Here is a 23,345-nt window from a genome sequence, read left to right as displayed (position 1 = left end):
GCACGTGCAATACCGTTCACATTGTGCCAGATGCTTTGGCGACCGGCCCTCGCCGTTCCATAACGGAATCGCTACCGTTGTCGGCCGCATCGTCACCGTTGCCGTAATGCCGCAGCATCATCGTCACCGGTCATTCCACGTCACTTGCCTCCCCATAGTGGGCTACGTGTCTGCCGACGACGTCACGGGACGCATGATTCCCTTATTCTTCGTTTCCGTGCCACGATTCTTTGGCATCGGGGAGGCAATTCGGCGATGTTGTCATTCCCTGACACATCCATCGTCATGCCGACAATAAGAAACCGCATGATTCCGAGGCTTTGTCCGTGTAATCATCATCAGAATCTGTCACGGAACATAAAAAATCGCATGTATCCCATTTCCGTGCCAGTTTTCCTGGCACGGAACCAATTCCGACCGGGGATTTGAATTCCGTGACAAAGCCTTCGTCACGGAGCCATTGTTCCTAATAACAACTGACTCTATGACAGTCGTTCCGATGTTCAGACGGACCGATTCGGCCATATGACGATTCAACGCCGGATGACGAGGCCTGTCCAGGGAGCATAGGAGACGTCGGTGGCCCGGATATGGCATCGGTCGCCGCCACGCGCGGTTTCAACGCCGTCGACGAATATCGTGCAGACGCCGGGGTCGCCGCGCTCGACGGATCTGCCGGCACCGGCGGTCGCATCGTCGTTCCGATGCGACGCGGTGCCGTTGTCCAAGTTGGCGACGTCGGTCGGAATGATGTCGAAATCCGCGCTGATTCCCTTGGACAAATCTGTCGTTCCCCGCCATGTGATGTCGCCGCCGGTGACGCGTTCGATTCCATTGTCGTTCCATTGGGCGGATGTGACGTCGTATCGGACGTCGTCTTCACGGGCCGTCGCATGGTCCGGCGGCGCATAGCGAATCTCGACGTCGGCCGGCACGCCGTATCCGTTGCGATACAGGCCGCCATACATGAGGGGCGACACGACAAGGGCGAGTATGGCCATGCCCGCGACGCCGCTGTGATACCGGCGGCCACTGACCGCACGTTTGCCCCGAATCTGGACGATGCGGAACGCCCGCCACCACGACAATGCGACGACGACGCCGAGCAACATCAAGACGGGGGCGGCATAGTGGAATATTCGTGCGGCGACGACGTGACGGCTCAGGCCGGCGACGTCCTGTATCGCCGGCCACAGCACGATGACGAGGGCAAGAACGCCGGCGGGGATATCCAGATAGTGGTCGGCCAGCCACGTTCCGATACGGTCGAACGGCGCGACGAACCGTTGCCATGGGGTCGAATGTTCCACTGGCCCATCTCCAATCGCCATAATGGGCGAATTCGTTCACGCAAGAATCATATACAAGTACAAGTTTGTGGGTCTATCGTGACAGCGTCGTCCATGGCTTCGTAAGCTTACAGCGGCAGCGCCACCCATGGCTTTGTGGGTCTAGGATGACAGCTACCAATGGTTTGTGGGTCTATCGTGATAACAATGACCGACTTGCAGGCCAACACAACAACGCAACCGTTTTACGGGCCTACGACAATGGTTTTGTGGGCCGATAATGGTTTTGTTTGTGGGCCGACAGTGGTTTTGTGGGTCTGGCGCAACGGATTCGTGGGTCTAGAACTACAGGTCTGTGGGTCCACGGCAACGCAATCCCGACTTGTGGGTCCAACATGTTCAATAACCGTGGGTCAATCCGTTCATAAAGAGGTTTGTGGGTCTACCACGATCACGAGGAAGCCGAAAATCGACTCTACGTAATCGTAGTAGACCCACAAACCCATATGAGAGAACGGATGCCTGTTCAGGGCATCACATCTTTTCCGGAGCCGTGACGCCGAGCAGGGCGAGGCCATTGGCGATGACCTGCTTGGCGGCGTCGTTGAGACGCAGGCGGGCGGCGGCGCGGGCCGGCTCCGGGTTCTTGGCGATCTCGAGGGCGGCGCGCTCGGCTTCGGGCAGACGCTGTTCGGCGTCGGTCAGGGCCATGGGGGCCACGCGCTCGGCGGCGTACCACTTGTGGTAGCGTCCGGCCAGATCCTCGAGGTAGTGGGCCACGCGATGCGGTTCGCGACCGTCGCCGGCCAGTGTGATCATGCTCGGATACTGGGCGAGGGCGGCGAGCAGGTCGCCGTCGGCCTCGGTGTCGAGCAGTGCAAGGTCGGCGCCTTCCGTGGTCACGCCGGCCGCTGCGGCGTTGCGGTCCACGTTGCATCCGCGGGCATGCGCGTACTGCACGTAGTACACGGGGTTCTCGTTGGTGTGGCTGGCGAGCAGGTCGAGGTCGATGTCCACGCTCTGGTTGTAGTCGGTGCGGGCCAGCGAATAGCGGGCGGCGTCCACGCCGATGGCCTCGACAAGGTCGTCGAGCGTGACGACGTTGCCGGCGCGCTTGCTCATGCGCACGGGCTTGCCGTCCTTCATCACGTTGACGAGCTGGCCGATGAGGATCTGCATGTTCTCGCCGGGCTTGTCGCCGAACGCGGCGCACATGGCCATCATGCGGCCGATGTAGCCGTGGTGGTCGGCGCCGAGCATGTAGATGGCCACGTCGGCGGGGTTCACGCTGCGGTGGCGCTTGTTGCGATAATAGGCGATGTCGGCGGCGAAGTACGCGGCGTTGCCGTCGGACTTGATGATCACGCGGTCCTTGTCGTCGCCGTGCTTGGTGGACGCGAACCAGGTGGCGCCGTCCTTCTCGTAGATGTCGCCGCGCTCGCGCAGGTCGGCGATGGCCTTCTCGACCTCGCCGTCCTGGTAGAGGCTGTTCTCGTGGAACCAGACGTCGAAGTTCACGCGGAATTCCTTCATCGACTGCTGGATTTCGGCGAACATCATCGGCACGGCACGCTTGCGGAATTCCTCGCGCTGTTCGGAGTCGCCTTCGGAGCCGTCGTCGGCGGTCACGCGCGGCAGGGAAAGCACGTCGATGCCGTCGGCCTTGGCCTCGTCGATGACGCGCTGGGCGATTTCGTCGATGTAGGCGCCCTTGTAGCCGTCGGCCGGGGTGGGTTCGCCGTGGGCGGCGGCGACGAGCGACCGTGCGAAGCGGTTGATCTGCTCGCCGTGGTCGTTGAAGTAGTATTCGCGCACGACCTTGGCGCCGTTGGCTTCGAGCACGCGGGCCATGGAGTCGCCGACCGCGGCCCAGCGGGTGCCGCCGATGTGGATCGGCCCGGTGGGGTTGGCGGAGACGAATTCGAGGTTGAGGGTCTTGCCCGAGAGATGATTATTGCGGCCGAACGCGTCGCCCGCTTCGAGCACGGTGTCGACGATGCCGGCGGCGGACGCGGAGTCGAGGGTGATGTTGATGAAGCCGGGGCCGGCGATCTCCACGGACTTGACGCCGTCGTTTTTCTCGAGTTCGGGGGCGAACAGTTCGGCGAGGTCGCGCGGCTTCATGCCGGCCTTCTTGGCCAGCTGCATGGCGATGTTGGTGGCCCAGTCGCCGTGCGCGCGATCCTTCGGGCGCATCACGGTGATCTTCTCGACCGGGGGAATCAGGTCGTCGGTCAGTTCGCCGGCGGTGCCCGCCGCGGCGAGGTCGTGGGCAATTGCGGAAATCAGTTCACTAAGCGCTTCAGGACTCATTCTTCAAAGTCTACCGTCAACGCTGACAGCCCGAATGCACATACCCGGCTCCCGCCATCATCCAACCGCCCAACCATATCCACATCACCCAACCGCCCAACCGTGTCCATCACCCAACACCTCACTCGCCCAACTACCCAACCGTGTCCGCATCCAACACCTCACTCACCCAACTACCCCATCGCGCCCATCCCTATCCTGCTCCCTGCGTGCTGGACTTCCCCTTACGTGCTGGACTATCAGCTACGTGCTGGACTATTGGTTGTATGCGGGGAACAACAACGTTGCAATTCCAACAAAATCATTTTTTGGCGTCCAACACGAAACGTACAGTCCAGCACGCAATACAAAGTCCAGCACGCAACGTCGCACGCACACCATCACACCGCAACACAAAGTCCGGCACACAGAGCAAAGTCCAACACGCAGCAACGTCATCATCGCGTCAGCACTCATGCCATCACACTGCAGCGCCGCACGCCTTTACTCCACAGCACGCACGCCTTTCTCCACAGCACGCACGCCTCACCTCGCACCAGCGCGCCTCACCCATGCCGACGTCGCCATGCCTCGCGAGCATAGTGGAACGCGTAGCACAACGCGACGAACGGAATCATGTAGTACAACGTCGACCGTTGCGATTCGTCGAACACGACCAGCACCAACGCCAGCGCGCACATCACCAACGCCGCCCACGGCACGAACGGATATCCGGGCGCCTTGTATCCCAACTCGTCCACGCTATGCCCCTCGGCCAGCCACTGGCGACGGAACCGTATCTGGCACACCGCCACCGACGCCCATACCACGATGGTCGCCAATCCCGAGACCGCCACCAGCGCCAGATATACGGTGCTGGCCGCGATCACCGACGACAGCAACGCCAGCAGGCTGCCGGCCATGCTCACCATGACGGCGAACACAGGCACACCGCGGAAGTTCGTCTTGGCGAGCCGCATCGGCAGCATCCGCTCCTTGGCCAGCGACCACACCATGCGCGAGCACACGTACAGTCCCGAATTCGCCGCCGACAGCACGGCCGTCAATACGACGAAATTCATCACGTCACCGGCGAACGGCATGCCGATCGACTGGAACACGAGCACGAACGGACTGGTGTCCACGCCGGACCTGTGCCATGGGATCAATGCGGCCATCACGGCGATGGAGCCGATGAAGAAGATGGCGAGGCGCAGCACGGTGGTGTGCACGGCCTTCGGAATCGCCTTGCCCGGGTCGCGCGTCTCGCCAGCGGCCACGCCCACGACCTCGGTGCCGGAGAACGCGAACACGACGGTCAGCAACGTGGAGAAGATCGGCGCGATGCCATTGGGGAACCATCCGTCGGATACGAAATTGCCGAACAGCGGCGCATGATCATAGCCGGCGATCGGCATCGCACCGAAAATTGCCAGCAGACCGATGATGATGAACGCGACGATGGCGAACACCTTGATGGACGCGAACCAGAACTCCGATTCGCCATACAGCCGTACGGAAAGGATGTTCAGCGCGAACACGACGGCGATGAACACGGCGCTCCACACCCACGCCGGACTGCCGGGGAACCATCGTTGCATGAGCAGTCCGGCCGCCGTGAACTCGGAGGCGAGCGCCACCGCCCAGTTGAGCCAGTAGAGGATGGCGATGGTGAACGCCGTGCCCGGACCGATGAACCGGTTGGCATACAGATGGAAGCTGCCGGCGTAGGGCATGGCCACGGAGAGTTCGCCGAGGCAGAGCATCACGAAGTAGACGAGCAGCGAACCGATGGCGTAGGCGATGATCGCGCCGAGCGGGCCGGCCTGGTGAATCGTGTATCCGGAGCTTAGGAACAATCCGGTGCCGATGACGCCGCCAAGCGAGATCATGGTGAGGTGGCGGGATTCCATCTTGCGCTCGAGTCCGGTCGCCTCGGGTTCCTGTTCCTGCGTCTGCGTCTGCGTCGTCACGGCGGTCCGGGGTCCTGCGGCTTCCTGCGGCTTTGCGTTGCGCTGCTGTTCGTTCGTCACCCCAGAAGACTACCGCAAGCCATCCAAAAACGGTAATCCACCCAGCCAAATGACCGACCGTCCATCGATGACGTCCGTCACACCCTTCCTCCATCGGGCAGCGCCCCCTCAATCGGCCATGCAACACTACGGCGTCGTCTTCGAGCCGGCGGTCATGCGCCTCATCAGCACGAATGGCCCGATGAGCGACGCCACGACCATCGCAATCGTCATCGTCGTGATTTCACGTGAACGATGGGCGAGCCATCGGGCGAGGCATCCAACCGCCGCCACAACACCGAACGCACCCATCGCCACATAGGCCAGGCTTTGCAGATTGCCTTGGCTCAATATCGACACCGATGCCGGCAGGGTGCGGATTTTCCGCGCGTCCATACGTCACCCGACGGCGTAGACGATGAAGATGACCAGGAACGCGACCGTCGCCACGCCGCCGACCACGGCAAGCGCGAGACCGAGCGGATATACGGGAATCCTCGTCCTCGCGCGCATGAGCCTGACTCCGGCCGCCAGCACCGCTGCGGCCACGAGCGTCAGAACGAACATCAACACGAGAAACATGGTTGTATTGTAGGCCGTCGATTGCCGTCACGTCGCATCCAGGTTCTCGTTCGTCGCGTCTATATCAACCGACAGGAACCAAACTCCCCCTATGATTCCCACACGTTGCCGCTGGACCAACCAACGGGAACCAAACCATCGTTCCGTTTCCCATACGTTGTATCCTCCGCAACGGAACGGAATACGACAACGTCCTCGGTTCCTGTTCGTCGTATATGAACGACCGAAAGGAACCGAGGACGAGACGGCAGACGTCGTTATCAGTCGGCGTCGTTGAGCACGGCGATGGCGTCGATCTCCACGAGGGCGCCCTTGGGGATGTCATTGCCGCCGAACGCCACGCGGGCCGGCTTCACCGATCCGATGAACGCCTTGGCGTATTCTCCGTCGATCTCCTTGAAATCATCGACGTTCTTCATGTAGATGGTGGCGCGCACCACGTTCTCGATGCCGCTGCCGGAGGCGTCGAGGATGTTCTTGATGTTCTTCAGCGCCTGCGCGGTCTGTTCGCCCGCGGTGGCGCCCGCCAGCTCGCCCGTGTGCGGGTCGATGCCGAGCTGGCCGGAGACGAACACGAATCCGTTCGCCTTCACCGCCTGGCTGTAGGCGCCCAGCGCGGCCGGCGCGTATGCGGTCGCGACTTCCTCAAGCTTGTCCACCATGATGATTCCCTCCCATGCGAATGTACGAATTACGAATGCAGTATGAAATACCACGTTCCGTAGTCTCGCATTGTACGGCGTGAAGAACAGGAAACGGAGGGAAACGACCGCCATACGGGCGGAGAAAATGCGAAGCCACATCATTACAACCGCATCATTCATGTACCCGATGAGTACCCGATGGGTAATCCGATTACGGTACGGAATAAACAATAGGCATTGTAAGAACGTTGGAATCTCAACGATTTCGTGGGCTCGATGGGATTCGAACCCACGACCTTCTGTTCCGGAGACAGACGCTCTATCCACTGAGCTACGAACCCGAACACCCGCTTGCGGAGGTTCCCGCAAACACGCACCCCATTAGTTTACACAACCGCCGGACGAAAACAAGCGTCTGACGGCTAAAACGCGAGTTGTGTGGCTTTGCCTGCCGCATATGGCGCAAGCCGCCGACACCACCACGACCGCGAAGCAGCCGACGGCTTTGCACGCCGCATATGGCGCAAGCCCAATCACGCACCGCAGCACCGTCGCGCCCCATCACGTCACTGCCACGCCCTGCCATGGCCTGCCACGTAACCGTCGCCGCCCCACCTCCACCGCCCCATCGCAACGCGCCGCCACGCCCTACCACGGCACCTCCACCACCCCATCACGTCACCGTTTCCCCGCCACAGCACTACTTGTGTGCTGGACTCCCCACTACGTGCCGGACTCCCCACTACGTGCTGGACTTCGTCTTGCCTGCCGGGAACACAAACGTTGGAAAATCAACAAAGTCGTTTTTTGGCATCCAACACACATACAAAAGTCCAGCACGCACGACATAGTCCAGCACGAACATAGCCGTAAGCGACCCGTATGCGTACGCGCAGTGACCAGGCATAAGCGTCAACAGCCCCGACACAATCAACAACCACCAAACGCAAGTATCAGCCAGCTAGGCACAATCACTAGTCATCAGGCACAATCACCAACCGCCAAACACATCATCAGCCAAGCACAACATCAGTCAGCCGCCAAACGCAAGTGCCACCCACTCATACACAATCGCCAACCAGCCAGCAACAACAACATCAACCAGCCGCCAAACGCAAGTGCCAGCCAACCAGCCGCCAAACGTAAGTGTCAGCAGCCGGCACGGTTAACGACTCGTGCGTATGCGATGACGCGACTTACGCGGCTTGCACGACAACACCCGATTCATTCTGGGGTCGGCCAACGCCCGATGCTCCCGACTGGGCCTTCCCGGCAACGGGACATGCAATGCCGTCGCAAGTTCCTGGGCGAAACGTTCCTTGGCTTCCGCATCCCATAAATCATCCATGAACACCACGAGAACGCGCCATCCCGCATTGTGCAGAGCACGACGTTTATGTTGGTCTCGAAGGTACTGATTTCGATATATTCGATGGTGATCGCCGTCATATTCGACAATCACCCGCCGTTCCGGATAAGCCATATCCACAACGACAATCGACCCATCATCCAATCGAATCGCATAGTTTACTTGCGGCTGGGGAAGACCATGCCGCAATATCGTAAGGCGGACGCGTGTTTCCTGCACGGATTCGGATTTCTCATCAACCAGTGACAGCGCCTCGTAACATCGCGTCCTGCCCTTGAACCGCCCCGTCCGCTGCAGCCGTTCAAGAAAGTCACGCTTTCCGATTTGGCGTCGTCTGATAATGGATTCCGCCAACACGACCAATTCCGCAACGACCAGATATTGCGAAAACTGCAGCCAGACATCTACGGGAGCCATGCATATGACACCGTTCCTGAACCGTATTGTCTCGAACGGCCTTGCCCAGACATGAAATCTCACATCGCCAAGTTCCGACCGATGTCCCGCTTTTCTCACCGTGCAGTAAAAACTCGCTTTAGGCAAGGCCGGACATTCCGGATGTTCGATTCCCAGCAACGACAACGCCGTAAACAAACTGAAGCACAGGGGGTCGCAGAGGCCCTGACGTTTCCCGCTCTGCGTCCAGCACACGGATAATGTCTCGTCTCGTTTTCGCCGTAGCTCACGGGACGCGTAGTTTTTTACTTCCGACCATTCAGATTTTCCAACAGTACTCATATTCCGACGGTATCGTTTTTCGTCCGAAAGCAGCGGTCCCGACGAAAATGTTGACGGATGGACCACCCTCAAACGGATGTTGTATTCGTGGCATCGTCTGCACGCGCTGTCCGCGAATGCTGCGTGCTGGACTTGTGCCCGTATGCTGGACTTGCACCTGCGTGCTGGACTTGCACCTGCGTGCTGGCCCCATCAGTGCGTGCTGGACTCGCCATTGTGTGCTGGACTCATTACTACGTGCTGGATACGAAAAACACCATCGTTGAAATTTCAACGATGGTGTTACCGTCACGCAAGCGAAAGTCCAGCACGCAACGCAATATCCGTCACGCAACATGATGTCCAGCACGCAAGAGGAAGTCCAGCACGCAAGCGTGAACGTGAGAGTGCCGCCGGACAGTCGGATGGGTTCCATTGGGCTGGAAGCCGGTCCCTGCGGCCGTCCTGCGACCTTACGGTGCTACGGTGTTACAACCTCACGCACTACAGCCGTCCTACGACCTTGCAGCCTTACAGCACTACGACGACGCTACAGCGCTACAACTTTACGGCACTGCATCCGTCCTACGGCGCCGCAGCACTACAGCCATACAGCACCATGACTTCACGGCCTTATAACCATACGACATTACAACCATACGACCATACAGCCATACACCACTACGACCATGCGGTCTTACGGCGCTGCTGCGGCTATACGACCATACGGCTTTAACGCCATACGACCCTACAGCCATACGACCTTGCATCGCTACGGCGCTACAGCACCTTGGAGAGGAAGGAGCGCAGGCGCGGGCTCTGCGGATTGCCGAAGATCTGGGCCGGGGTGCCCTCCTCCTCGATGATGCCGGCGTCGGTGAAGATCACGCGCGTGGAGACCTCGCGGGCGAATGCCATCTCGTGGGTCACGAGCAGCATGGTCATGCCCTTGTTGGCCAGGTCGCGGATGACCTGCAGCACGTCGCCCACCATCTCGGGGTCGAGCGCGGACGTGGCCTCGTCGAACAGCATGATGTCGGGGTCCATGGCCAGCGAGCGCGCGATGGCCACGCGCTGCTTCTGGCCGCCGGAGAGCGAGTCGGGGTTGGCGTCGATCTTCTCCTCGAGTCCGACGGTGCGCAGCAGTTCGAGCGCGCGGGCGCGGGCCTGGTCGGCGGGCACCTTCTTGATGAGCGTGGGCGCGAGCATGATGTTCTCGGCCACGGTCATGTTCGGGAAGAGGTTGAAGTGCTGGAACACCATGCCGATCTGGGTGCGCACCTTGTCGATGTCGGTCTTCGGGTCGGCGATGTCGTAGCCGTTGACGATCACCGAGCCGGAGGTCGGGGTGTCGAGGCCGTTGAGGCAGCGCAGGAACGTGGACTTGCCGGCGCCGGACGGGCCGATGATGGAGATCACCTCGCCGGCGTGCACCTGGCAGTCGATGCCCTTGAGCACCTCGGTCTTGCCGAAGGTCTTGCGCAGGTCGCGCACGTCGATGACGACCTGGCCCTTGTGCTCGGGAACCGCGGGGGCGGCCGAGGCGACCTCGGGCTGGTGCGTTTCGTGCGTTGCGGCTGCGTTCTCCGCGGCGCCGCCCGTCGTGGTTTCGTTCACCGTGGTTTCGTTCGTCGCGCTCATCGCTTGTTCATCCTCCGATCGACGATATTGGCCAGCCAGGTCAGCAGGGTGATGGCCACGAAGTAGATGACGCCGACCATGAGCAGCGTCTCGGTGACGCGGAAGTTGGCCGCGTAGATCTGCTGGGCCTGGTACAGCAGTTCGCCGAAGCCGATGGCGAGCAGCAGCGAGGAGTCCTTGAGCATGATGACCAGCTGGTTGATGATCGCCGGCGTGCCGATCTTCACGGCCTGCGGCAGGATAACCTTGCGCATGGCCTGGTTGTAGCTCAGACCGAGCGAACGCGCGCCTTCCATCTGGCCGTGGTTCACGGACTCGATGGCGCCGCGCACGATCTCGACAAGATACGCGCCGGCGTTGAGCGAGAGCGTGAGCGCGCCGGCCACCCAGATGTTGATGCTGTGGCCGATGATCTGCGGGATGCCGAAGTAGAAGAAGAACGCCCACACCAGGATCGGCGTGCCGCGGAACACGGCCACGTACACGCGGGCGACCCACGACAGCGGCTTGTTCGGCGAGACGCGGACGAGACCGAGCACGATGCCGAGCACGAGCGCGATGACGAACGAGATGGCCGTGATGAGCATCGTGTTCTTCAGACCGGTCATGAGCGCAGGGAACGCGTCCTTCGCCAGGTCGATGAAGCTCTTCTTCGCGGTCGAGTCGGCGGTGGCCGGCTTCACGCTGGAATCCTCGCCGAGGTACTTCGCGAGGATCTTGTCGTATTCGCCGGACTTCTTGAGGTTGGCGAGGCCCGCGTTGAACGCCTTGAGCAGGTCGGCGTTCTGGCCCTTGTTCACCGCGAAGCCGTAGTCGCCACCCGGGACCTTCGGGGTGACGGTCTTGAGCCCGTTGCCCTGCTGGATGCCGTAGGCGAGCACCGGGTAGTCGTCGACGACGGCGTCCGCGTTGCCGGACTTCACCATCTCGTACATCGTGGCCGACTGGTCGACCGACTTGACCGTGTAGCCGTACTTGGCGGCGTTCTTCTTGGCGAACATCTCGCCTTCGGCGCCGGTCTTCGCCACGACGGTCTTGCCCTTGAGGTCCTCGTAGCCCTTGATGGCGTCGTTGTTCTTGGCGATGGCCATCTGCACGCCCGACTGGAAGTACGAGTCGGAGAAATCATAGATGGCCTTGCGTTCGTCGGTGATGGTCATGCCGGCGATCACGCCGTCGGCCTGGCCGGACGACATCGCCTGCAGCGCGGCGTTGAATCCGAGGGACTGGATCTGCACGTTGAAGCCCTGGTCCTTGGCGATGGCGTGCAGCAGGTCCATGTCGATGCCGACCATCTGACCGCTGGAGTCGCGGAATTCGAACGGCGCGAACGTGGTGTCGGTGGCGACCTTGAACGTCTTGCCCTGCACTTCGGAGACCTGTGCGGCCTGTGCCGAGGATACGCCGACGGTGCCGAGGCCGGCCACGCACAGCACGAGGGCCAGCATCATGCCAAGGGCCCGTCGCCACCGTGTGGCTCGCTGCATCACGGCAGCATTGAACTTCTCAATATGCATAGATTGAGCTCCTTTACAAACTTCTTCAGCTTACTCTGCGTCGTTTTTCCATTGTGTTACCGTACGGGATGCGCACGGTTTCCTTGAAAAATCAGGCTTCTCGGGGTTCTTTCACTACCATCCGGACGGTAGAATGGCGTTATGTCCGACGATTTCCAGTATGAACGCCGTTTTTTTCTGCCGTGAATTCCCCGTGGAGTACGACGACGGGGATGCGCCGGCATTGATCGTGCAAAGCTATTTCGTGCATCAGGATGGTTTTGCGCTGCGTATCCGATTGCGGTCGCGCGATATTCGTGTGCCGATGGGACCGCAGACCGACGGTCTGACGACGCTGATGCAGTATCGGGAGCATTTTTCGGAGGCGTTCGTCACCGTGCAGGGCAATGCGGTGGGGGGAACCCGTTATGAGGCGGAACGCACGATCGACGCAAACATCGCCATCGAACTGGTGCTGCGCGGGGGTACGCCGATCATCAAGAACCGCTACAGCGTCTGGCTTGGCGAGGATGGTTGGGAGATCGACGTGTTCGGCGCGAACAATTCGGGACTGATTCTCGCGCAGGTGGAGCGCAGCGGTCCGGTCACGAATCTGACGATTCCGTCATTCTGCACGGACGAGGTGACGGACGACCAGCGCTTCTACAACGACGGATTGGCCTCGAAGCCGTTCATCACGTGGAAGGACGACTATGCCGAGGAGCTGGAACGCCACGGTGCGCATTTCTCCCAGCTCTTCGGCCAGAATCGTCTGGAATAGCCTCAGTACATGAGCGTGGCGAGACGACGGCGAGCGCGGGCCACGCGGGCGTCGTCGGCGGCGGGGATGGCGAAGTATTCGAGCAGACGCTTGCGTACGGGCTCGACGTCGGCCTTGTGCCCGGCGAGGAAGTCGAGCAGACGGTTGAAGGCGTCCTCGATCTGGCCGCCGATCATGTCGATGTCGGCGACGGCGAGCTGGGCGTCGACGTCGTCGGGAGCGTCGGCCGCGGCCGCGCGCACGGCGCGCACGTCGGCGGTGGCGGAGCGGGCGAGCAGCAGGGCCTTGGCGTGTTCGCGGGCGGCGCGCGCATCGTTCGGGTCGGCCTCCATGAGCTTCGCGTATTCGACGGCGGCGCCGGCGTAGTCGCCTTCCTGCGCGAGCTGGTTGGCCTTCTGGTGCTCGGGCGGGACCTGGTCCTCGGCGGGCTTGCCGTCCTTGGCATCGGCGTCGGACGTTGCGCCGGCCTCCTGATAGGGCGCGGTGCCGGTGACGCCGGCCTGCTGCGCCATCTGGATGATCTGCGGAATCAGCGTGTCGGTGATCTGCTGCATTTCGGCTTCGGAGGGCACGCCCTGCATGATGGGCATGGGGCGGCCGCCGACGAGGCCGTAGATGGCGGGGGCGCCCTGCGCCTGCAGCGCCTGGGCGATGGTGGGGCTTTTGGCGATGTCGATGCGGGAGAGCTGGATCTTGCCTTCGAGCTTGTTGACGGCGTCGCCGAGCTTGCGGGCCACGTCGAAGCAACGGTCGTCGTTCGTGACCCACAGCAGCAGGAGGATGGGGAACGTGGCGGACGTCTGCACCATGGCCTGGAACGTGCTTTCGTCGGTGTCGATGACGTAGCCGCCGGCCGCGGGGGCGCCGCCCGTCTGCCCGGCCTCGGCATCCACCTTGTGCTTCAGCGCTTCGAGATCGACCGCGCCCGCCAACGAAAGACCGGGATTGAACTTCGGCTGCTCCGCCATGATGATGCTCCTTACACGATGCTTGTGCGTTGTTCGTCTTGCTACTGATTAGTATTACCAACGTTTGCGACAGTGCGGCCGTGTTTCAGCACTCTGCGAGATTTTTCGCCCCCATGGAAGCGCAATGATGCGTGTGTCTTCGGCTCGGCAGAAGGTGAAGACGTACAACCGGTACTTCGAACCTTCTGCCGAGCCGAAGACACTCCATCATTGTGCTTCCACCTTGATGGGCTGGCGTTCGGCGCCCACAGCCTGTATCTTCCCCCCGTCCTTCTTCGGCACCCAGAGGGCGACGACGTTCACGTAGGTGACTTTCATGGTGCTGGTGGCCTTGCCTTTGCCGAAGAGCGCTTTTTCGGCGTCGGAGGCGGGGAGGGATTCGCGGCCTTCGCCGGCGGATCGGGTCCATTCGGAGTTGATTTGGGCGACGACGAGGTCGCCGGTGCCGCCGGCGGCGCGCATGACGCGGATCTGGTCAGCCTGGGCGGTGAATTTCTGGCTTTGGGTGCCTTTGTTCGCTTCGATGCCTTTCTGCACGGTGGCGGTGAGTTCGGCGAGGTCGTTGCGGAGCTGGTCGTCGCCGAAGTCCTTGGCGTATTTGCTGCCGGTGCCGTTTTCGAGCAGGTCGGCGTAGTGGGCGACGGCGTCGGCGGGGGTGCTGACGAGGCCGGTGTCTTTGGCGGTGCCCATGGAGGAGCCGATCTTGGGGATTTCGAAGGCGGGGAGCTGGGCGCCTTGGAAGAGTCGGGCGATGCCCCAGAGCTTGTAGTTGCTGTGGGCGTCGTCCTGGTTGAGGACGAGGAGTCGTTGGGACTGCTGGTCGTCGGTGGTGGTGGTGATGGTGAAGATGGAGCGCGGCCAGCTGGAGTCGGTGGGAATCACGGTCTGGCTGATCTTGGAGGGGACGGTGCTGCGTTTGTCGAGCGTGTTGGTGGCTTTGGCGATGGTGAGCTGGCTGGTGCGGACGGCCAGCTCGGGTCCTTCGACGCGCTCGTCGAGCCCGTCGGCGCTTTTGGCCTGGTCGGTTTTGTTGAGCACGTCGAGGATCTTGCCACGGATGGCCTCCTCCTTGGCTTCGGTCATGACCGGGGCCGCGGTGGTCGAGGTGGGTTCGGATACCGTGGGGACTTTTTCCTGGCATGCGGAGAGCAGGGGCAGGATGCCGATGGCGAGGGATGCGGCGATGGCGCGCTGCAGGAGTGTTGTGGTCTTACTCATCACTTGCCTTCCTTGTTCGCTTCGTCGTCGTGGTTTCCGGCACCGCCTTCGGTCTTGCCGTCCTCGTGGTGTTCGTCGGCGTCGGCTGCGGCGTTCTCATTGGCGTCGTTGGCCGCGTTTTCGGCGGCGAGGCGTGCGAAGTACGCCTGGAGTTCGTCGTTGCTGACGGAGGGCGTGTTCTGCTGGAGCAGGTTGACGGAGGTGACGTCGAGCACTTCGGGCCCGTCGTTCTCGCGCTGTTCCTCTTCGGCCAGATGCTCTTCGTATTTGCGGGTGTGGCGTCGCGAGCCGCGGCGTCCGCCCCGACGGCTGCGGCGACGGTCGCGGCCGCTGGGGGCGGGCGGTTCCGCGCCGGGATGCATCCAGTGGGGTTTGCCGTCCGGATCGGGCTCCGGTTCGGGCTCGGGTTCGACGACGGGCTGCTTCTTGCGGCGGCGGTGTTCCTCGATGGAGAAGATGGATGCGGTGAGGATGGCCAGCAGTACGAGCAGTCCTCCGACGAAGAAGCATGGGGTGGCGTAGTCGGGGACCTGTGCGCGCATCCAGCTCATGGAGAAGTCGATGCCGGAGGCGGCGGATCCGTCGGCGCCGGTCGCGGTGGCGATGACGACGCGGTCGCCGCCGTCGCCCTTCCATTGGAGGGTGGCGGTGCCTTGGGCGCATTGCACGGATTCCCACATGTCGGAGTCCTGGAATGCGACCGACGAACCGGAGGATGCGTCGGCGCCGTTCTGTCCTTCGCCGGATTGTTCGGCCGACTGTTGGGTGGCGAACTTCTGCCAGGTCTGCATCTGGGTGACGCGCGTGTAGGTCTGGCCGGCGAGCCATCCGGTGGCGTCGCGCGGCGAGGCGACGGCCAGGCACACCTGCGAGGCGGAGTCCGCCTTGGCACTGAGTTTGACGGTGTTGTCGGCGAGCGCGAGCACACCCGGGTCGGTGACGATGTAGGCCGTGTTGATGTTGCCGGTGGCGATGTCGACGTTGGGATTCGGCTTCCAGATGGTCATGTTGAGGGCGCCGAGGACGAATGCGGCGACGGCGAGCAGGCCGAACAGCGGCGTGAGGATGCCGCGTGTGATCATGACGTGGCGTTTGCGTTTGCGCGCGGCGATTTCGGCGAGTTCCTCGTCGGTGGGCTCGTGTTCGGCGTCCTTGGCGTCGGAGCCGGCCGCATCGGCATCCGCTTCGGCCGAATCGTCGGTCTGATCGTCGTGGTTGGTCTTGCCGGTGACGGCGCCGACGAGACCGGCCAGACCGGTCGCGGTCTTCTTCTTCGGTTCGGCGTCGATTGGGGCGAATACTTCGGTCGCGGCGTCCGATGAGGGCGAACTCTTCGAGTCGATGACGCGGGTCGTGGCACCGTCCGTGGATTCGGCGGCCTTATCGCTTTCGGACGTCGTGGACGCCTTGCCCGTCTTGGCGTCCTTGTCCGTCGTGACGTCCTTGCCCGTCGCGGTGGTCGCGGCCTCGCTCCCGGCCTGTTCGGCAGTCTGATTGTCGGGCTGGTCGTTCTTCCGGTTCTTGCGCGCCACGAGGGCGAACAGGTCGTTGCCGATGTCGTCGATGTCGTCCTCCTGCGGGCCGAGCGGCTTCAGAACGGCGGTTTCGGCGGCGGGGCGACGGTCGTCATACGGGTTGTTGGCGGGCGGGGTCGGAATCGGTGCCGACGATGCGGCCCACGCCGGAGTCGTGTTCTCTGTTTTAGGCGCGTTCGAGGCGTCAACGGCATGGTCCGCCGTTGTTTTCCCATCGTTTGCCGTCGATGACGCAGCCTGATTCTGCAGGTTCTTATCACTCATATTGCCTGATATTCTACAATCCCCTCTGCACGTCGTCCCCATGCGAGTGCGCTCCCGGTCATGAAATGCCGATAGAGTTATGTGTCATGCGCGATTTTATTTCTTCGTTCCGCCCGTCCGTGCGACGCGGCATCGCCGTGGCCTGCGCCGCGGTGCTGACCCTTTCCCTTGCGGCCTGCGGCGGCTCCAATGGCAGTTCCGATTCGTCGTCATCGTCGTCGTCCTCGTCGTCGACGTCGCTGACCGAGATGTCCGGTATCACGGCTTCCGGCAAGCTGGGCGAGAAGCCCAAGGTCACGTTCAAGACCCCGTTCACGGTGAAGAACGCCACGTATCAGATTCTGCAGAAGGGTGATGGCGACGTCATCGAGGACGGCGACCGCCTGTGCACGCAGCAGATGATCCTCGACGCCAAGAGCGGCGAGGAGGTCGACAACACCTGGGACAAGAATACGCCCGAATGCGGCATCCTCGTCAAGAAGAACTCCATCGATGACGCCTACTACAACCTGTTCAAGGGCATGAAGGTGAACACGACGATCGCGCTCGGCGTCGATACGTCGTCGGGTTCGACGTCGTCGGGAACGTTGGAGAAGTACATCAACGTGATGACGATCGTCTCGAAGTCCAAGGCGATCACCAAGGCCACCGGCGACAAGGTGACGAACATCCCGTCCGATCTGCCGAAGGTGACGCTGGCGTCGAACGGCAAGCCGTCGCTGGATCTCAACGGCTACAAGCCGGGCAACAAGCTCGTGGTGCAGACGCTCATCAAGGGCAAGGGCGCCAAGGTCAAGGAGACGCAGACGGTTTCGGCCCACTACACGGGCTGGCTGGCGAGCAACGGCAAGCAGTTCGATTCGTCGTGGGACCGTGGCGAACCGTCCGACTTCGCCCTCAACCAGGTGGTCAAGGGCTGGACGCAGGGTCTGACCGGGCAGACGGTCGGATCGCAGGTGCTGCTCGTCATCCCGCCGAGCCTGGGATACGGCTCGCAGGCGCAGAACGGCATTCCGGCGAATTCCACGCTGATCTTCGTGGTGGATATCCTCGCCGCGTACTAAACGCCGGTCTCTCCCTCAGTCCGCCTTGCGGCGGCCAGCTCCCTCGTCAGAGGGAGCTTTTTTACCGCAACGCCCAGAAGCAGCCGTCCTAAGCCAATCGTCGAATAATGCGTGCGGCATTGGCCGAATGGAAGACGAAGGCGTACAAAAGTACGTCGAGTCTTCCAGTCGGCCAATGACGCTCCATTATTCGGCGATTTCAGAAGAGCCGCAGCTCGTCGGAGCCAACCCCCTTCATCTCGTCGTAGTCGAGGATGAGACATTCGAATCCGCGGTCCTTGGCGAGGACCTGCGCCTGGGGGCTGATGGTCTGGGCGGCGAAGATGCCGCGCACGGGGGCGAGCAATGGGTCGCGGTTGAGGAGTTTGCAATAGCGCGTGAGCTGTTCGACGCCGTCGATGCCGCCGTTGCGTTTGATTTCGATGGCCACGTGGGTGCCTTCGCCGTCGACGGCCATGATGTCGACGGGGCCGATGGCTGTGGGGTATTCGCGGCGGATGAGCTTGGCGCCGTCGCCGATGCGTTCGATCTGTTCGGCGAGGTAGCGCTGGAGGTGGTCTTCGACGCCGTCCTTGACGAGGCCGGGGTCGAGCCCCAGGTCGAAGTCCTGGTCGGAGTAGATGTGGTAGAGGGATACGACGAGCACGTCGGAGCTTTTGTCGGCGGCGACGTGGAGTTTTTTCACCGGCTGGTGGATATCACTGGGGATATCCCCGTCGGGCTCGACGTCGTGTTCCTTGATGGTGCAGGGGGCGGCCATCCAGTTGAGCGGCTTGTAGGAGCCGAGTTCGGAGAAGATCAGGCAGCTGGAGTCGGCCTTGATGAGGATGACACGCTTGGCTTCGGGGAGGGAGGCGTTGAGTCGGCCGGAGTATTCGGCCGAGCAGTCCGCGACGATGATACGCATACGGCACAGGATAGGAAAGGACGCGGACCGCGCCGGCGGATGCGCTCTTGTGGACTGAAGCAAAAAGAGTGCATCGCAGAGTGCATCGAAAAAGGGCGGAACCGCGTCATACGATTCCGCCCTTTGAGGCTTGGAGGCGAAGTCACTCGCCTTCGGTGATGGGCTGGGCCTCCTCGCAGGTCTCCACGGCTACGGTGAGCTTGTTGGAGTCGAACGAGATGAAGCCGTCGGTCACCTTGAATCCGAGTACGTTGCCGCTCGGTTCGGTCACCTTGACCAGTCCGTCGTTGGTGGCGGTCAGCACCGGCTCGTGGTCGGCGAGGATTCCCATGGAACCCTCGGAAGCCGGCAGCGAGACCATCGTCGCTTCACCCGACCACACGGGCCGGTCGGCGGCGACGATGTTCACCTTCATCGTTGGCTTGCTGGAGGCGGCCATCAGGCTGCGTACTCCTTCTGCATCTGATGCCACTTCTCCTCGAGGTCCTCGATGCCACCGATGCCGGAGAACGCCTGCTCCGGGACGTCGTCATACACGCCGTCGCAGATGCGCTTGAAGGCTTCGATGGTCTCGTCCTTCGGCACGTAGGAGCCGGGACGACCGGTGAACTTCTCGGCCACGTAGAAGTTCTGACCGAGGAACTGCTCGATCTTACGGGCACGGTTGACGGTGGTCTTGTCCTCCTCGCCGAGCTCGTCGATACCGATCAGGGCGATGATGTCCTGCAGCTCCTTGTTACGCTGCAGAATCGCCTTGACGCGGTTGGCGGTCTCGTAGTGGGCCTGACCGACGTAACGCGGGTCGAGGATTCGCGAGGTGGAGGCCAGCGGATCCACGGCCGGGTAGATGCCCTTCGATGCGATCTCACGGGAAAGCTCGGTGGTCGCGTCGAGGTGGGCGAAGGTCGTGGCGGGGGCCGGGTCGGTGTAATCATCGGCCGGCACGTAGATGGCCTGCAGGGAGGTGATGGAGTGGCCTCGCGTGGAGGTGATTCGCTCCTGCAGGGCACCCATCTCGTCCGCCAGGTTCGGCTGGTAGCCCACTGCGGAAGGCATACGGCCCAGCAGCGTGGACACCTCGGAACCGGCCTGCGTGAAGCGGAAGATGTTGTCGATGAAGAGCAGCACGTCCTGGTTCTGCACATCGCGGAAGTACTCCGCCATGGTCAGAGCGGTCAGCGGGACGCGCAGACGGGTCCCCGGGGGCTCATCCATCTGGCCGAAGACCAGTGCGGTCTTCTCGAGCACGCCGGCCTCCTCCATCTCGCCGATGAGGTCGTTGCCCTCACGGGTACGCTCGCCGACGCCGGCGAACACGGACACACCGCCGTGGTTCTGGGCGACTCGCTGAATCATCTCCTGGATGAGCACGGTCTTGCCGACGCCTGCACCACCGAACAGACCGATCTTGCCGCCCTGCACGTACGGGGTGAGCAGATCGATGACCTTGATGCCGGTCTCGAACATCTGGGTCTTGGACTCCAGCTGGTCGAAGGCGGGCGGGTTGCGGTGGATCGGCCAACGGTCCTTGACCGTGATGGTCTCATCGGCCTTCTTGTTGAGGATGTTGCCGGAGACGTCGAACACGTGGCCCTTGGTCACGTCGCCGACCGGCACCTCGATCGGGCCGCCGGTGTCGGTGACGAAGGCGCCACGAACCAGACCATCGGTAGGCTTCAGGGCGACGGCGCGCACGATGGAATCACCCAGGTGCTGCTCGACCTCAAGCATGATCTTGTGGCTTTCCTCGCCCTCCGTGCTGCCGGTGGCGGCGATTTCAACCGTCAATGCGTTATAGATATCGGGCAGATGGCCTGCAGCGAACTCAATATCGATAACCGAGCCTTGGACACGAACAATGCGGCCCTGCGAGGCTTCCGAGGCATCAGTCTCGGACGCCGTTGCCGCAGCTACATTTACTGCCATGGCGCTCCTATTCTTTCTCGTTGTTCAGCGCGTCAGCGCTGCCGATGATCTCGGTAAGTTCCTGAGTAATCGCGGCCTGACGTGTGGCGTTGAGCTTGCGCGTCAGTTCGTCGATCAGGTTGCGTGCGTTGTCCGTGGCGGTGTGCATGGCGTTCTGCCTGCAAGCCGTCTCCGATGCCGCGCTGGTGAGCAGGCACTCGTGGATGCGGGACTGCACGTACTTCGGTAGGACGCGATCGAGGACTTCATCACGACTGGGCTCGAAGGAGTAGAGCGGGCGGGCCTCGGGAGCTCCCGACGCCTCGGCCTTCTCATCGTCTTCGACGTTCACGAGCTCCACGGGGAGCATGCGCAGGATGCGCACCTTCTGCACCACCATGTTCACGAATTCGGTGAACACGATGTAGAGTTCGCTCACGCCGCCTTCGTCGGCCGGCTTCATGTAGGCATCCAGCAGGGCGTTGGAGATCTCCTCGGCGACTTCGACGCCGGGGGCATCCGTGTTGCCCTCCCAGGTGCCGCGCACATCGCGGCCACGGTACTTGTAGTACGTGACGCCGCGGCGGCCGTAGACATAAAGCTCGGGCTTCTTGCCCTGGTCATCAAGCTTGGCCAGCAGGCTTTCCGTCTCGCGAATGATCGACGAGGTGTAGGCGCCTGCCATGCCTCGGTCCGCCGTGAGGGCGAGGACGGCCACGTTCGGGTTGTCCTCGTCCTTCCTCACGATCGGATGCGAGATATGGGTGTGCTGGGCCAGAGCCTGGACGGCATCGAAAATCGCATCGGAGTAAGGCTTCGCGGCCAGGGCCACGTTACGGGCCTTGGCGATGCGAGAACTTGCGATCATCTCCTGGGCGTTGAAGATCTTCTCCAACGACGCGGTGGAGGCGATGCGCGCCTTATATGCGAGTTGCGATGCCATGGATTACTCCTCTTCCGCCTTGGTGGAAGCCTTGCGTGCGACCAGCTTCTCCTGCTCGACCGGGGTGTCGGTCTTCTCGACCGGCTTCTCGGCGACGAGCGGGGTGCCGTCATGCTGCACGAAGGTGCCGCGGAACTCCTCGACGGCCTTCTCCAGGGCGGCTTCGGTCTCGTCGGTGAACTGCTCGGTCTCGCGGATGGTCTTGAGGATGTCGGTGTTGTGGTCGACGTAATCCAGCAGGCCATGCTCGAACGGCAGCACGTCCACGAGGTCGAGGTCATCGAGCTTGCCGTGGGTGCCTGCCCACACGGAGACGACTTCCTGTTCCATCGAGTACGGGGAGAACTGCGGCTGCTTGAGCAGCTCGGTCAGGTGGGCGCCGCGGTTCAGCTGGGCCTTGGATGCCGCATCCAGATCGGAGGCGAACATGGCGAAGGATTCCAGCGAACGGTACTGCGCCAGCGAGATCTTCAGCGTACCGGAGACCTTCTTCAGCGCCTTGGTCTGGGCCGCGCCACCGACTCGGGACACGGAGATACCGACGTCCACTGCAGGACGCTGGTTGGCGTTGAACAGGTCGGACTGCAGGAAGATCTGGCCGTCCGTGATGGAGATGACGTTGGTGGGGATGTAGGCCGAGACGTCGTTCGCCTTGGTCTCGATGATCGGCAGGCCCGTCATCGAGCCGCCGCCGAGATCGTCGGACACCTTCGCGCAGCGTTCGAGCAGACGCGAATGCAGGTAGAACACATCACCCGGGTAGGCCTCACGCCCCGGCGGGCGGCGAAGCAGCAGCGAGATCGAACGGTAGGCTTCGGCCTGCTTCGACAGATCGTCGAAGACGATGAGCACGTGCTTGCCGTGGTACATCCAGTGCTGGCCGATGGCCGAGCCGGTGTACGGCGCGATGTACTTGAAACCGGCGGAGTCGGAAGCCGGGGAGGCCACGATCGTGGTGTACTCCATGGCGCCGGCCTCTTCGAGGGACTGGCGCACGGAGGCGATGGTGGAACCCTTCTGGCCGATGGCCACGTAGATGCAGCGGACCTGCTTCTTCGGGTCTCCGGACTCCCAGTTGGCCTTCTGGTTGATGATGGTATCGATGGCGATGGCGGTCTTGCCGGTCTGGCGGTCGCCGATGATGAGCTGTCGCTGACCGCGGCCGATCGGCGTCATGGCGTCGATGGCCTTGAGGCCGGTGGACAGCGGCTCGTCGACCGGATGACGGTGCATCACGTCCGGGGCCTGCGCCTCGAGGATTCGGCGGCCTTCACTCTTGATTTCCCCCAAGCCGTCGATGGGCTGGCCGAGCGGGTCGACGGTGCGGCCGAGGTAGCCGTCGCCGACGGGCACGGAGAGCACGTCGCCGGTGCGGCGCACTTCCTGGCCTTCCTCGATGCCTGCGAAGTCACCGAGCACGACGACACCGATTTCGCGGGCATCCAGGTTGAATGCCAGACCAAGCGTGCCGTCTTCGAACTTCAGCAGCTCGTTGGCCATGCATCCGGGGAGACCCTCCACGTGCGCGATACCGTCGCCGGCGGTCCGGACGGTGCCGACCTCTTCGGTCGGAGTCTCGGACGGCTTGTAGGACTCGACGAAGTCGTCGAGCGCCTGGCGTATCGCCGCGGGATCGATGGTCAATTCTGCCATTGATCACTCCTTTTGTTGTTTGTATTCAAGAACGTTCATTCAGTTCGTTCAGCTTGCCGGGCCGA

Annotated in this window: 18 protein-coding genes, 1 tRNA gene and 1 pseudogene; 2 read left to right on the top strand and 18 right to left on the bottom strand. The window is 62.2% G+C overall.

Going from position 1 to position 23,345, the window contains the following annotated elements; genetic code table 11:
* Nucleotides 1-533: 533 nt before the first annotated feature.
* From KIH77_RS02260 to KIH77_RS02215, 10 genes are all read right to left on the bottom strand, one after another.
* On the bottom strand, nt 534-1,310 hold the full coding sequence (locus tag KIH77_RS02260) for a hypothetical protein (RefSeq protein WP_219099458.1): 777 nt from the start codon (nt 1,308-1,310) through the stop codon (nt 534-536).
* A gap of 513 nt (nt 1,311-1,823) precedes the next feature.
* Nucleotides 1,824-3,602 (bottom strand): arginine--tRNA ligase, encoded by a 1,779-nt coding sequence (argS, locus tag KIH77_RS02255; protein WP_219099457.1) that lies wholly within the window; start codon nt 3,600-3,602, stop codon nt 1,824-1,826.
* 545 nt (nt 3,603-4,147) lie between these two features.
* The gene (locus tag KIH77_RS02250) at nt 4,148-5,494 is read right to left on the bottom strand and encodes an amino acid permease (protein ID WP_219099568.1); all 1,347 of its coding nucleotides are present in this window, start codon (nt 5,492-5,494) and stop codon (nt 4,148-4,150) included.
* A gap of 246 nt (nt 5,495-5,740) precedes the next feature.
* Nucleotides 5,741-5,989, bottom strand: coding sequence for a hypothetical protein (locus KIH77_RS02245; RefSeq protein WP_219099456.1), 249 nt, complete (start codon nt 5,987-5,989; stop codon nt 5,741-5,743).
* 3 nt (nt 5,990-5,992) lie between these two features.
* A complete protein-coding gene (locus KIH77_RS02240) occupies nt 5,993-6,175 on the bottom strand; it encodes a hypothetical protein (RefSeq protein WP_219099455.1) in 183 nt (60 codons plus the stop codon).
* Between the two features lie 260 nt (nt 6,176-6,435).
* On the bottom strand, nt 6,436-6,837 hold the full coding sequence (locus KIH77_RS02235) for a Rid family detoxifying hydrolase (RefSeq protein ID WP_219099454.1): 402 nt from the start codon (nt 6,835-6,837) through the stop codon (nt 6,436-6,438).
* Between the two features lie 250 nt (nt 6,838-7,087).
* Nucleotides 7,088-7,160 (bottom strand) — tRNA-Arg (locus tag KIH77_RS02230).
* Nucleotides 7,161-7,984: 824 nt separating this feature from the next.
* Nucleotides 7,985-8,926: a DUF559 domain-containing protein gene (locus KIH77_RS02225; protein ID WP_219099453.1), complete on the bottom strand. Its 942-nt coding sequence runs from the start codon at nt 8,924-8,926 to the stop codon at nt 7,985-7,987.
* 759 nt (nt 8,927-9,685) lie between these two features.
* Nucleotides 9,686-10,546: an amino acid ABC transporter ATP-binding protein gene (locus KIH77_RS02220; protein ID WP_163198335.1), complete on the bottom strand. Its 861-nt coding sequence runs from the start codon at nt 10,544-10,546 to the stop codon at nt 9,686-9,688.
* On the bottom strand, nt 10,543-12,063 hold the full coding sequence (locus KIH77_RS02215; protein ID WP_236024400.1) for an amino acid ABC transporter substrate-binding protein/permease: 1,521 nt from the start codon (nt 12,061-12,063) through the stop codon (nt 10,543-10,545). Before KIH77_RS02215 ends, KIH77_RS02220 begins: the two co-directional genes overlap by 4 nt.
* A 141-nt stretch (nt 12,064-12,204) precedes the next feature.
* Between KIH77_RS02215 and KIH77_RS02210 the strand changes: the two are divergent.
* Nucleotides 12,205-12,823 (top strand): annotated as a pseudogene (locus KIH77_RS02210) (CYTH domain-containing protein).
* A 2-nt stretch (nt 12,824-12,825) separates the two neighbouring features.
* On the opposite strand, the gene KIH77_RS02205 reads toward KIH77_RS02210, so the two are convergent.
* From KIH77_RS02205 to KIH77_RS02195, 3 genes are all read right to left on the bottom strand, one after another.
* Nucleotides 12,826-13,791, bottom strand: coding sequence for a tetratricopeptide repeat protein (locus KIH77_RS02205; RefSeq protein ID WP_219099452.1), 966 nt, complete (start codon nt 13,789-13,791; stop codon nt 12,826-12,828).
* 207 nt (nt 13,792-13,998) lie between these two features.
* Nucleotides 13,999-15,009 (bottom strand): hypothetical protein, encoded by a 1,011-nt coding sequence (locus KIH77_RS02200; RefSeq protein ID WP_219099451.1) that lies wholly within the window; start codon nt 15,007-15,009, stop codon nt 13,999-14,001.
* A complete protein-coding gene (locus KIH77_RS02195) occupies nt 15,009-16,808 on the bottom strand; it encodes a hypothetical protein (RefSeq protein WP_219099450.1) in 1,800 nt (599 codons plus the stop codon). The genes KIH77_RS02200 and KIH77_RS02195 overlap by 1 nt, the downstream gene beginning before the upstream one ends.
* An 86-nt stretch (nt 16,809-16,894) precedes the next feature.
* Between KIH77_RS02195 and KIH77_RS02190 the strand changes: the two genes are divergently transcribed.
* Nucleotides 16,895-17,872 (top strand): FKBP-type peptidyl-prolyl cis-trans isomerase, encoded by a 978-nt coding sequence (locus KIH77_RS02190; protein WP_219099449.1) that lies wholly within the window; start codon nt 16,895-16,897, stop codon nt 17,870-17,872.
* A gap of 199 nt (nt 17,873-18,071) precedes the next feature.
* On the opposite strand, the gene nucS is transcribed toward KIH77_RS02190, so the two are convergent.
* The 5 genes from nucS to atpA all read right to left on the bottom strand — a co-directional run bounded on the left by nucS (nt 18,072) and on the right by atpA (nt 23,280).
* On the bottom strand, nt 18,072-18,779 hold the full coding sequence (gene nucS / locus KIH77_RS02185; protein ID WP_219099448.1) for an endonuclease NucS: 708 nt from the start codon (nt 18,777-18,779) through the stop codon (nt 18,072-18,074).
* Nucleotides 18,780-18,921: 142 nt separating this feature from the next.
* A complete protein-coding gene (locus KIH77_RS02180; protein ID WP_219099447.1) occupies nt 18,922-19,218 on the bottom strand; it encodes a F0F1 ATP synthase subunit epsilon in 297 nt (98 codons plus the stop codon).
* Nucleotides 19,218-20,705, bottom strand: a complete 1,488-nt coding sequence (atpD, locus tag KIH77_RS02175) for a F0F1 ATP synthase subunit beta (RefSeq protein ID WP_219099446.1) — start codon at nt 20,703-20,705, stop codon at nt 19,218-19,220. Before atpD ends, KIH77_RS02180 begins: the two co-directional genes overlap by 1 nt.
* Nucleotides 20,706-20,712: 7 nt before the next feature.
* Complete coding sequence (locus KIH77_RS02170; RefSeq protein WP_219099445.1) at nt 20,713-21,627, bottom strand: F0F1 ATP synthase subunit gamma; 915 nt, start codon at nt 21,625-21,627, stop codon at nt 20,713-20,715.
* A gap of 3 nt (nt 21,628-21,630) precedes the next feature.
* Nucleotides 21,631-23,280, bottom strand: a complete 1,650-nt coding sequence (atpA, locus tag KIH77_RS02165; RefSeq protein WP_219099444.1) for a F0F1 ATP synthase subunit alpha — start codon at nt 23,278-23,280, stop codon at nt 21,631-21,633.
* Nucleotides 23,281-23,345 lie beyond the last annotated feature (65 nt).

Source organism: Bifidobacterium pluvialisilvae (assembly GCF_019331695.1).
Lineage (GTDB): Bacteria > Actinomycetota > Actinomycetes > Actinomycetales > Bifidobacteriaceae > Galliscardovia > Galliscardovia pluvialisilvae.
Note: the sequence above shows the minus strand (reverse complement) of the source record. Positions and strands in the feature narration are given on the sequence as shown.

Coding starts and splice junctions, on each gene's coding strand:
- nucS (WP_219099448.1), bottom strand. CDS start 18,779: ATGCGTATCATCGTCGCGGACTGCTCGGCCGAATACTCCGGCCGACTC.
- KIH77_RS02180 (WP_219099447.1), bottom strand. CDS start 19,218: ATGGCCGCCTCCAGCAAGCCAACGATGAAGGTGAACATCGTCGCCGCC.
- KIH77_RS02245 (WP_219099456.1), bottom strand. CDS start 5,989: ATGGACGCGCGGAAAATCCGCACCCTGCCGGCATCGGTGTCGATATTG.
- KIH77_RS02200 (WP_219099451.1), bottom strand. CDS start 15,009: ATGAGTAAGACCACAACACTCCTGCAGCGCGCCATCGCCGCATCCCTC.
- KIH77_RS02215 (WP_236024400.1), bottom strand. CDS start 12,063: ATGCATATTGAGAAGTTCAATGCTGCCGTGATGCAGCGAGCCACACGG.
- KIH77_RS02170 (WP_219099445.1), bottom strand. CDS start 21,627: ATGGCATCGCAACTCGCATATAAGGCGCGCATCGCCTCCACCGCGTCG.
- KIH77_RS02225 (WP_219099453.1), bottom strand. CDS start 8,926: ATGAGTACTGTTGGAAAATCTGAATGGTCGGAAGTAAAAAACTACGCG.
- KIH77_RS02195 (WP_219099450.1), bottom strand. CDS start 16,808: ATGAGTGATAAGAACCTGCAGAATCAGGCTGCGTCATCGACGGCAAAC.
- KIH77_RS02250 (WP_219099568.1), bottom strand. CDS start 5,494: ATGGAATCCCGCCACCTCACCATGATCTCGCTTGGCGGCGTCATCGGC.
- KIH77_RS02190 (WP_219099449.1), top strand. CDS start 16,895: ATGCGCGATTTTATTTCTTCGTTCCGCCCGTCCGTGCGACGCGGCATC.
- KIH77_RS02205 (WP_219099452.1), bottom strand. CDS start 13,791: ATGGCGGAGCAGCCGAAGTTCAATCCCGGTCTTTCGTTGGCGGGCGCG.
- KIH77_RS02240 (WP_219099455.1), bottom strand. CDS start 6,175: ATGTTTCTCGTGTTGATGTTCGTTCTGACGCTCGTGGCCGCAGCGGTG.
- argS (WP_219099457.1), bottom strand. CDS start 3,602: ATGAGTCCTGAAGCGCTTAGTGAACTGATTTCCGCAATTGCCCACGAC.
- KIH77_RS02220 (WP_163198335.1), bottom strand. CDS start 10,546: ATGAGCGCGACGAACGAAACCACGGTGAACGAAACCACGACGGGCGGC.
- KIH77_RS02235 (WP_219099454.1), bottom strand. CDS start 6,837: ATGGTGGACAAGCTTGAGGAAGTCGCGACCGCATACGCGCCGGCCGCG.
- atpD (WP_219099446.1), bottom strand. CDS start 20,705: ATGGCAGTAAATGTAGCTGCGGCAACGGCGTCCGAGACTGATGCCTCG.
- atpA (WP_219099444.1), bottom strand. CDS start 23,280: ATGGCAGAATTGACCATCGATCCCGCGGCGATACGCCAGGCGCTCGAC.